The sequence below is a fragment of the Paraburkholderia sp. genome, from assembly GCF_047605525.1.
In the GTDB taxonomy this organism is placed as follows: Bacteria; Pseudomonadota; Gammaproteobacteria; order Burkholderiales; family Burkholderiaceae; genus Paraburkholderia.
The window spans coordinates 1-9,634 of sequence record NZ_JASGFN010000055.1; the positions used below are offsets into that span (position 1 = coordinate 1).

A 9,634-nucleotide genomic window follows, 5' to 3' on the forward strand; every position below is an offset into this window, starting at 1 on the left:
CTGCGCGTGCCGCGCGCGCTGCGCGCCGCTGGCGGCGGGGGCCGCTGGTGTCGTGACCGGCGCGCGCGACGGCATCTGCGAAGTCAGCGACAGCGGATCGAAATCGGTCAGTTGCGCCTTCAGGTTGTAGGTCGCATTCGCGTCGTGCTTCAGCGCGCCGGAGAGATCGATACGGCCGCGGCCCGAGGTGATGCGCACGTCGTTGAAGCTGATGCGCGCCGGGTCGAACATGATCTTGCCCTGGGCACGCAGCGCGGCGGCGGGGTCGGCGAGATCGAGCGTGACGCTCTGGAAGTCGTCGTCCAGGTGAATGCCGATCGGGCCGGATAGCTGCGTGGGCCGCACCGTCGCCTGCAACGCGTTCAGGTCGAGCCGCGCGACGCGCAGATCGAACTGGCCGCGCCGGCCGCTCAGCGTGCCGCCGCCGGTGATCGTCGCGTTGCGCACGATCCGCACGTTCAGGTTCGAGATGCTTTGCGCCTGCGCGTCGAGCCGCACGTCCGCGTTCGCGTCGATCAGCGGCAGCAGGTGCTGGTCGATTGCGCCGGGCTTTGCGTTGACGATCGATATGTGACCGGCGACGGCGAAGCCCGTGGCGGGTTTTGCCGCGTGAGGGTGGTGGCCATGGCTGGCCTCGAGCGTAGAAGCTTGAGCGGCGCTGGCCGCCGCGCCGCTCGCCGCGGCACCGCCAGCACTAGCACCCGCACCGCTCGCTCCCGCCGGTTCCACCGGCTGCAGCTCCGCCCGCACGGCCAGATCCGCCAGCGGCGCGCCGGCTGAGAAAGCCTGCGGATTCACGTGATCGAATGTCAGCGTCGCCCGTTGCAGCGGCACGGCGGCAAACGGCGTCGCCTCGATCCGCGCGTGGCCGGCGAGCTTCATGCCGCTCGCGTCGAGTTCGGCGACCAACTGCTCGAGCGTACCGCTCAGGTGGCCGGCCACCTGCACCGCCTCGTCGTTGACCTTACCCGAATAGCCGACCTCGCCGGTCAGCGGGAACGGCTGCACGCCATCGAGCTTCGCCGACGCCGTCAGCCCGCCGAACGGCGTATCGAGCCGGTCGATCGCGGCTTCGTGATGGCGCCCGTCGCTGCGTCCATGAAACGCGAAGTGCGATAGCTCGGTGGTCGACGCCCCCTGGTGCAGCAACAGCCGCTCGACCTGCACATCGCGGATCTCGAGCTGCATCGGCAGACGCAGATCCTTCGGCAGCTTGAACGGCTCGCTGCTGCTCGACGACGACTGGCCGACCCGCGCGTCGATCGTGCCGACGTGCAGGTATTCGATCGTGAAGCGCCACGGTTCGCGCGCCAGCGCCCAGCGGCCCGCGACGCGGTCGACCTGGATCTCGGTGCCGCTGCCGTCGAGGCTGCGCCAGCGCACGTCGCGCAGTTGCACGCCGTTGGCCAGCGTGCCGCCGTCGAGCGTGCCGGCGAGCCGGCCGCCCAGCAGCCTCACCGCCGCGTGCCACGCGTACGCGGTGCCGCGCTCGGTCGTGAGCGCGCCGTACAGCAGGCCGGCCGCGAGCGCGGCCAGCAGCACCAGCATGGCCACCGTGCCCGTGACGGTTTTCAGCAGCAGGCGCCCCCAGCGCCGCTTCGGCGGCGGCGTGTCGGGCGGCTGTTGCCCGGGCTGCCGGGGCGGCGTATCGCCGGGCGGCTGCGCGGGGGGCGGGTCGGTGACGTCCGTGGTCATGCGTGCATAAGGTGGCGAATGAGGTGGCGGGCTGTCATCGAAGCCTCAGAAGGCAATGCCGAGCGTCAGGTACGGCCGCACGCTGCGGTTGCGGATTCCGTACGCGATATCGACATTGACCGGGCCGACCGGGCTGCGCCAGCGCGCGCCGACGCCGACGCCCGGATAAAAGACTTTTTCGCCCCAGGTATCGGTGGCGGTGCCGATGTCGAAGAACGCGGCCGCGCCCCAGTTGTGCGAGAACCAGTGCTGGTATTCGGCCGCCGTCGTCACGAGGTACTTGGTCGGCAGGATCGAACCGGCGACGTCGTTACCGATGCTCTGGAAGCCGTAGCCGCGCACCGAGTTCGAGCCGCCCGCGCGAAACAGCAGCGAGGCCGGAATGCCGCTCGAGCTGCCGCTCGTGAACACGCCGCCGAGTTCGGCGCGAATCAGCACGATGTCGTTCGCGCCGATCGGCAGATACTGCTGGCCGCGCGCGTAGCCGCGGATGAACGACTGGTCGGCGAGCAACCCCTTCACCGCGAAGCCGGCCTCCACGTGGATCAGGTTGCCGCGGCGCGGGAACAGCGGGTCGTCGGTATCGCGCCGGGTCCACGACCACGCCGGCACGAGCGCATGAGCCGTCGTGGGCGCCGCCGCGTTCTGATCGAGCCGGTCGTCGTAGAACAGCAGCGAGTAGCTGTAGTCGAGGAACTGCGACGTGCGCGAGCGCTGCACGCCGCCGCGGATGCTGTAGATGCGCGTGTCGGAGACGTCGGTGGTCGTGTAGGACGCGAGCACGCTGTTGGTCCATGCGCGCGGGCCCGGCGGCATCGACAGCTGGATCTGCCCGTACTGCTGGGTCTGGTCGGCGCGCCCTTCGACGGTGAACGGCCACGCCTTGCCGAACGTGTTCAGGTACGAGTACGCGCCCTGCACGAGCGGGCCGTTGTCGGTCGAATAGCCGACGCCGCCGCGGAAGCTGTGATACGGAAACTCCGACACCTTGACGTGAACCGGCGTGTTGAGCGGCTTGGCCGGATCGTTGTCGAGATCGATCGCGACGCTCGCGAAGTACGGCGTGTTCTGCAACTGGCGCTGCAGCTCGGCGACGGTGCGCGTGTCGTAGATGTCGCCCGGCGAAATCGGATTGACGTTGTGGACGATGTATTCCGGATAGCGGCGCGTGCCCGATACGTCGATTGCGCCCATCGTGAAGGTCGGCCCGCTGTCGTAGGTCACCGACAGCTTCGCGGTGTGCGCGCGCGGATCGATCAGCGCCTCGGAGTGGTAGATCTTCGCGGCCAGGTAGCGGCGCGACTGCAGTTGGCGCAGCGACGCGTTCTTCGCGTCGTCCCAGTCGCCCTGCGAGAACGGCTGGCCCTCGCGCAGCGAGAACGCGAAGCGGGTCGCGTTTTCCTGCGCCGGGTCTTCGGTCAGCACCGCGCCGCGAAACGACAGATCGACCGAGGTGACGATGGTCTGCGGGCCCGACTCGACTCTTACGGTGACGTGCCGCACGTTGTCGACGGTGCGCACGTCGGTGCTGACGACCGGCGTGAAATAACCCTCGGTCGCGGCGAGATCGCGTACCTGCTGCGGCGTGGCGGTGATCAGGAACGAGAACTGGTCGTCGCTGATGTCGGGGCGCTTCGCGAAACGGGCGACGTCGAGGTGCGCTTCGAGCAGCCGGCGCAACGAGCGCGGCTCGGCGATCACGTCGACCTTGTAGCTGGGCGGCTTGCGCGCGGCGTGGGCCGCGCCGGCGGCCAGCGTCAGCATGGTCAACATCGTCAGCATCGAAAGGTAGAGCGTGAGCCGCGCGCGCAGCCAGCGCCGCGCGGGGGCGGCGGATGGACGTGCCCGTCCGCGCTTCTCGCCGGCTGCGCCGCGCCGCGAACGCGGCTTGTCAAACGTACCTCCCGCCAAACACGACCTCCGCCACAGTTGGTGCCCAGTTGCTGACCTCGCCCCGGCTACCCGGCTGGCGGTCAAGGCATGCTATTTGACCACATCGCAGCCGCCCGCGAACTCCCAAAAGTGCGCCGCGCGCAGCGTTTTTCGACCGCGCGCGGCGCATGCGGTAAAATTCCGCGTCAACGGCGCCGCCCTCGCGGCGCGCCACAGCGGCCACCCCGAGAGCCGCCACCCTACCCACCACGGACGTCGAGCCATGTATCAATCGGACATCACCCAGTTCCTGAACCAGCTCAAGCAGCAGAAGCCCTATCTGGAAGCCGAGCAACGCAAAGGCCGCGCGCTGCTGTGGGACAAACAGCCGATCGATCTCGAAGAACGCGCCGAGCAGAAAGCCTCGCGTGTGGAACAGACGCCTTACTCGTATTACCAGAACTTCTGAGCGCTCCCCGTCACGCCGAGGCTGAATCTCCACGATGAGTCACGCTGACGAGGCACACGGCGCGCCGCCCCCCGCGGCCGACACCGCGCTCTCCACGCCCGCCACCGATTCGACGCCCGACACCGTCGACGGCGTCGCCTTCGCGCGTCTGTACGGCGAACCGCTCTTCAAGCTGCCGAACGACCTGTACATCCCGCCGGACGCGCTCGAGGTGTTCCTCGAGACCTTCGAAGGGCCGCTGGATCTGCTGCTGTACCTGATCCGCAAGCAGAACTTCAACGTGCTCGACATCCCGATGGCGGATGTCACCGAGCAATACCTCGGCTACGTCGAGCAGTTGCGCAAGACCAATCTCGAACTCGCGTCCGAGTATCTGCTGATGGCCGCGATGCTGATCGAGATCAAGTCGCGCATGCTGCTGCCGGTCAAGAAGGCCGACACCGGCGAGGAAGCCGAGGATCCGCGCGCCGAACTGGTGCGCCGCCTGCTCGAATACGAGCAGATCAAGCTTGCCGCGCAGCGCATCGACCAGCTGCCGCAGCTCGGGCGCGACTTCCTGCGCGCCGAGGTCTATATCGAGCAGAGCATCACGCCGCGCTTTCCGGACGTCAGCAGCGAGGATCTGCGCGCCGCGTGGGCCGACGTGATCAAGCGCGCGAAGCTCGTCCAGCATCACAAGATTTCGCGCGAAGAGCTGTCGGTGCGCGAGCACATGAGCCTGATCCTGCGGCAGTTGCAGAACACACGCTTCATCGAGTTCTCCGACCTGTTCGACACCAGCCGCGGGGTGCCGGTCGTCGTGGTCAATTTCATTGCCGTGCTCGAGCTGTGCCGCGAATCGCTGATCGAGATCACCCAGGCGGAGCCGTTCGCGCCGATCTACGTGCGCCTCGCGTATCTGCCGGCCTGATCCCTAACTGATCCGGGCGGAAAAGCAGGCCGGAGCGCGCCCGGACGATGCGCGGTGCAACGGATGCCCCGGCGATGGTTCGGCGCAACGCCCAGGGAAAACCGCAGCCCCCCGCCGACGCGCGACCTGGCGGGCCTCGGCGGCAAGTGTGCGACGAGCGCGCCGCGGCCCGCGCCCCCCGCCCCCCCCGTTTCGGTGCGTCCGGCCAACAAATCCACTACAATCCGCGCTCCGAACCCGTCATCGCCGGTGAGACGGCGACCCGCGCGATTCCGCCAGGTGTTGCGCCAACCGGATCGCGCGCCGCGCGAGCCAATCCCTGTCCGATCATGAAAGTCATCAGCTCGATCCATGAATTGCGCGACCAGTTGCGCGGCCAGAATCGCACGGCCTTTGTGCCGACCATGGGCAACCTGCACGAGGGCCATCTGTCGCTGATGCGCCTCGCGCGGCAGCACGGCGATCCGGTCGTGGCGAGCATTTTCGTCAACCGGCTGCAGTTCGGCCCGAACGAAGACTTCGACAAATATCCGCGCACGCTCGAAGCCGACATCGAGAAGCTGCAGAAGGAAAACGTCTACGTGCTGTTCGCGCCAACCGAGAGGGACATGTATCCGGAGCCGCAGGAGTATCGCGTGCATCCGCCGCACGATCTCGGCGACATCCTCGAGGGCGAGTTCCGGCCGGGTTTCTTCCACGGCGTGTGCACCGTGGTGATGAAGCTGATGTCGTGCGTGCAGCCGCGCGTCGCGGTGTTCGGCAAAAAGGATTACCAGCAGTTGATGATCGTGCGCCAGATGTGCCACCAGTTCGCGCTGCCGACCGACATCGTCGCCGCCGAAACCGTGCGCGACACCGACGGCCTCGCGCTCAGCTCGCGCAACCGCTATCTGTCGGCCGCCGAGCGCGCCGAGGCGCCGATGCTGGCCGCCGGGCTCAATCGCGTCCGCGACGCGGTGCTCGCGGGCGAGCGCGATTTCGCAAAGCTCGAACAGGCGGCGATGGCGTCGCTCGCCGCGCGCGGCTGGCAGCCCGACTACATCGCGATCCGCAAGCGCTCGAACCTGCTCGCACCCGGCGCGCGGGACGCCGACGCGCCGCTCGTCGTACTGGCCGCCGCGAAGCTCGGCGCGACACGGCTCATCGACAACCTCGAAATCTGACGCCGCAACCGCCGGCGCCAGCGAAGTCACACAGCGAAGCCAACCAGGATTGATCATGCAACGCAACATGCTGAAGTCGAAGATTCACCGTGTCGCGGTCACGCACTGCGAGCTGCACTACGAAGGCTCGTGCGCGATCGACGAAGATCTGCTCGAAGCGGCGAACATCGTCGAAAACGAGCGCATCGATATCTGGAACATCAACAATGGCGAGCGTTTTTCGACCTACGCGATCAAGGGCGAGCGCGGCAGCGGGATGATTTCGCTGAACGGCTCGGCCGCGCGGCGCGCGCAACTGGGCGATCTGGTCATCATCGCGGCGTTCGCGGTGGTCGACGAAGCGGAGCTGAAGGCGGGCTGGAAACCGGACCTCGTCTTCGTCGATGAAAACAACAGGATCAAGGGCAGCCGCGATCACGTGCCGACGCAAAGCTGGAGCTGAGCGCGGCCAAGGGGTCCCCGGTTTGCCGTTGTGAACTCTTGATGTTTGCGGCCGCTGGTATTTCCGCGCTGGCCGCCCCCGCTCCCACTCAACCCTTCTTGCCCGTCCCGTTCGTCCACTCGACGATCGGCTGCCACTGTTCGAGATCCTTCTCCACGCGGCTTTTCGCGACGTCCCACAGCGTCAGGCCGTGCGCCGCGAGCTGCACGTAGTTCTGCGTGTCGCGCAGAAAACCCAGCACCGGCAGCTTCAGCCCCTCGACGAAGCGGTGCAACTGCTCGGCCGAGCGCGTGCGCGCATCGACGCGCATGCCGACCACGCCGACCTCGATCGCGCCCTTCCTGACCGCCTTTTCCTTCGCGAGCCGCTCGAGAAATTCCTGGGTCGCGAGAATATCGAACAGTGACGGCTGCAGCGGCACGATCACCTTGTCGGCGAGATCGAGGGCGATGTTCAGGCGATTGCCGTGGAGACCCGCCGGCGTATCGATGACCGCATGCTCGAGCCCTTTCGGCGGTTTGGCCGGCGTCTCGGCATTGACCTCCCAGGTTTCGATGGCCGGCAGCGTGGCGGGCCGCAATTCGAGCCACGCGTGCGACGAATGCTGCTTGTCGAGGTCGGCCAGCGCGACCCATTCGCCCGCAGCGGCGAAATAGCCGGCCAGATTGGTCGATAGCGTGCTCTTGCCCACGCCGCCCTTCGGATTCGCCACCACGATCACCGACATGAAATCTCCCGGAAAGAAGGCTGGCGCCGCCAGCCGGTTTGCCGCGTTATTGCTCCTGTATTGCTTCCGACCTGCTCAGACCCGCACCGGCGGGTTCTGATCCCGGCCGTTTCAGGCGCGGTGTGCAGATTCGCCCGCCTGTCCAGCCGTTGATAATATCGACAAATCCAGCGCGGCCGAAGCCCCGAACGGCGAATCGGCCGCTTCATCGCGCCGTTTTTTTGACAAAGGACCTGAATCTCATGAGCAAACTGCGCCCGGAATACACCGTCGAACGCCTGCACGAGCGTCAGAAAGGCCGGCTGCCGGACCTGCTCGGGCTGCGCGCGCTGTCCGTCGACCAGGGGATGCTGGTCGCGGAACTGACCGTGCGCGACGAACTGCTCGCGCCGAACGGCTTCCTGCACGCGGCCACCGTGATCGGCCTCGCCGACACCGCCTGCGGCTACGCATGTCTCGCGCACCTGCCGCAGACCGCGCGCAATTTCACGACCATCGAGCTGAAGAGCAATTTCCTCGGCACGGCGACGCAGGGGACGATCCGCGCGGTCGCGAAAGGCGTGCATCTGGGGCGTAGCACGCAGGTCTGGGATGCGACTGTCACCGATCCGGACGGCAAGACGATTGCGCTGTTCCGGTGTACGCAGATGGTGCTGTATTGAGCTTTGGACACGCGACGACCCGGAAAACAATCGTCTTTTGAGCGCGCGTCTCCCCCTCAGCCCACCGCCGCAAACAGCCGCCGCAGATCGAGATGTTCCGCCAGCGTATCGGCCAGCCGCTCCAGCGACGCTTCCCGCAACGCCGGATAGTCGACCTTTTCGGCATCGCTCAGTCCCGCCCACGACAGCAGCGCCGCGCAGGCGGCCGGCGTGTCGAACAACCCATGCACGTAGGTGGCGAGAATCTGGCCGTCGGCGGACCGGGCGCCATCGGGCCGCTCATCCCCGACGCTCCCCGCACTCGGCCCGCCACCCAGCCACAACGCAGGCGCCTCCAGCGCCGGCCCGCGCGTCTCGCCCATATGGATCTCATAACCGGCAACGTCCGGCGCGCCCGGCAACGCAAGGCGCCCCGTCACATTCCGCAGCGTCTTCTCGCGCGTGAGCACCGTCGCATAATCGAGCCAGCCGAAGCCCGCGAACGTGCCCGGCGCCCCCTCGACGCCATGCGGATCGGCGATCTCGCGGCCCAGCATCTGCATGCCGCCGCAAATGCCGATCACGCGCCCGCCGTAGCGCAGATGCCGCGCGAGCACGTCGTCCCAACCCTGCGCGCGCAAAAACGCGAGGTCGCCCGGCACGTTCTTCGAGCCAGGCAGGATGATCAGATCGGCCGGCGGCGGCGCAGTGCCGCTGCGCACGTAGTGGAAATCGACCTGCGGATGCGCGCGCAGCGCGTCGAAATCGGTGTGATTGCTGATGTGCGGCAGCACCGGCACGACCACGCGCAGCAGGCGGCCCGCGTCGCCGCTGGCCGCCGCGCGCAACTCGGGCGGCAGCATGTCTTCGGCGTCGAGTGTCAGCCCGTGCAGATACGGCACGACGCCGAGCACCGGCTTGCCGGTCTGCGCTTCGAGCCAGTCGAGGCCCGGCTCGAGCAGGCTGAGGTCGCCGCGAAACCGGTTGATGACGAAACCGCGCACACGCGCCTGCTCGCTTTGCGACAGGCACGCGAGCGTGCCGGTCAGATGCGCGAACACACCGCCGCGATCGATGTCGGCCACCAGCACGACCGGGCAATCGACCACCTCGGCGAAACCCATGTTGGCGATATCGCGCTCGCGCAGATTGATCTCGGCCGGACTGCCGGCGCCCTCGACAAAAATCGCGTCGTACGACGCGCGCAGCCGCGCGTACGACTCCAGCACCGCCTCGAACGCGACGGGCTTGTAGTCGTGATACGCGCGCGCATCGAGATTCATGCGCGCCTTGCCGTGGATGATCACCTGCGCGCCGCGATCGCTGGTCGGCTTCAGCAGCACCGGGTTCAGATCGGTGTGCGCGGCGATGCCCGCGGCCACCGCCTGCAATGCCTGCGCGCGGCCGATCTCGCCGCCGTCGACGCTCACCGCGCTGTTCAGCGCCATGTTCTGCGGCTTGAACGGCGCGACTCTCGCGCCCGCGCGCCGCGCGAGGCGGCACAGGCCCGCGACCAGCGTGCTCTTGCCCGCATCGGACGTGGTGCCCTGGATCATCAGCGTGCCGCGCGGCATGGGCACGGCGTCGAAGGGAATCGGGGTTCGGGTCACGGGAATACGGTCGGCTCGGAGGTGACGATGGAATAAGGTGGACGCATGCTCGGTTGCGGTTGCGGTTGCGGTTGCGGTTGCGGTTGCGGTTGCGGTTGCGGTTGC

At 67.6% G+C, this 9,634-nt stretch carries 8 protein-coding genes and 1 pseudogene; 5 read left to right on the forward strand and 4 right to left on the reverse strand.

Features of this window, described 5'->3' with window-relative positions; genetic code table 11:
• A pseudogene (locus QM685_RS36375) lies at positions 1–1,695 on the reverse strand (translocation and assembly module protein TamB); the annotation flags it as partial.
• Positions 1,696–1,740: 45 nt separating this feature from the next.
• The gene (locus QM685_RS36380) at positions 1,741–3,606 is read right to left on the reverse strand and encodes an autotransporter assembly complex protein TamA (protein ID WP_415124305.1); all 1,866 of its coding nucleotides are present in this window, start codon (positions 3,604–3,606) and stop codon (positions 1,741–1,743) included.
• Between the two features lie 244 nt (positions 3,607–3,850).
• Between QM685_RS36380 and QM685_RS36385 the strand changes: the two genes are divergently transcribed.
• The 4 genes from QM685_RS36385 to panD all read left to right on the forward strand — a co-directional run bounded on the left by QM685_RS36385 (position 3,851) and on the right by panD (position 6,551).
• On the forward strand, positions 3,851–4,036 hold the full coding sequence (locus tag QM685_RS36385) for a DUF3460 family protein (protein WP_415124317.1): 186 nt from the start codon (positions 3,851–3,853) through the stop codon (positions 4,034–4,036).
• A 34-nt stretch (positions 4,037–4,070) separates the two neighbouring features.
• The gene (locus QM685_RS36390) at positions 4,071–4,946 is read left to right on the forward strand and encodes a segregation and condensation protein A (RefSeq protein WP_415124307.1); all 876 of its coding nucleotides are present in this window, start codon (positions 4,071–4,073) and stop codon (positions 4,944–4,946) included.
• Positions 4,947–5,275: 329 nt separating this feature from the next.
• Complete coding sequence (panC, locus tag QM685_RS36395; RefSeq protein ID WP_415124309.1) at positions 5,276–6,109, forward strand: pantoate--beta-alanine ligase; 834 nt, start codon at positions 5,276–5,278, stop codon at positions 6,107–6,109.
• A 55-nt stretch (positions 6,110–6,164) separates the two neighbouring features.
• Complete coding sequence (gene panD, locus QM685_RS36400) at positions 6,165–6,551, forward strand: aspartate 1-decarboxylase (protein WP_415124311.1); 387 nt, start codon at positions 6,165–6,167, stop codon at positions 6,549–6,551.
• 88 nt (positions 6,552–6,639) lie between these two features.
• On the opposite strand, the gene QM685_RS36405 is transcribed toward panD, so the two are convergent.
• Positions 6,640–7,278 (reverse strand): ParA family protein, encoded by a 639-nt coding sequence (locus tag QM685_RS36405; protein ID WP_415124313.1) that lies wholly within the window; start codon positions 7,276–7,278, stop codon positions 6,640–6,642.
• A 242-nt stretch (positions 7,279–7,520) separates the two neighbouring features.
• Here QM685_RS36405 and QM685_RS36410 point away from each other — a divergent pair, with 242 nt between their 5' ends.
• A complete protein-coding gene (locus QM685_RS36410; RefSeq protein WP_415124315.1) occupies positions 7,521–7,940 on the forward strand; it encodes a PaaI family thioesterase in 420 nt (139 codons plus the stop codon).
• Positions 7,941–7,996: 56 nt separating this feature from the next.
• On the opposite strand, the gene QM685_RS36415 is transcribed toward QM685_RS36410, so the two are convergent.
• The gene (locus QM685_RS36415) at positions 7,997–9,493 is read right to left on the reverse strand and encodes a cobyric acid synthase (protein ID WP_415124319.1); all 1,497 of its coding nucleotides are present in this window, start codon (positions 9,491–9,493) and stop codon (positions 7,997–7,999) included.
• Between the last annotated feature and the right edge of the window lie 141 nt (positions 9,494–9,634).

Bases quoted from the DNA above. Each gene is read 5' to 3' on its own strand.
- QM685_RS36385 (WP_415124317.1), top strand. From the start codon at position 3,851: ATGTATCAATCGGACATCACCCAGTTCCTGAACCAGCTCAAGCAGCAG.
- QM685_RS36415 (WP_415124319.1), bottom strand. From the start codon at position 9,493: ATGCCGCGCGGCACGCTGATGATCCAGGGCACCACGTCCGATGCGGGC.
- panC (WP_415124309.1), top strand. From the start codon at position 5,276: ATGAAAGTCATCAGCTCGATCCATGAATTGCGCGACCAGTTGCGCGGC.
- panD (WP_415124311.1), top strand. From the start codon at position 6,165: ATGCAACGCAACATGCTGAAGTCGAAGATTCACCGTGTCGCGGTCACG.
- QM685_RS36410 (WP_415124315.1), top strand. From the start codon at position 7,521: ATGAGCAAACTGCGCCCGGAATACACCGTCGAACGCCTGCACGAGCGT.
- QM685_RS36405 (WP_415124313.1), bottom strand. From the start codon at position 7,278: ATGTCGGTGATCGTGGTGGCGAATCCGAAGGGCGGCGTGGGCAAGAGC.
- QM685_RS36390 (WP_415124307.1), top strand. From the start codon at position 4,071: ATGAGTCACGCTGACGAGGCACACGGCGCGCCGCCCCCCGCGGCCGAC.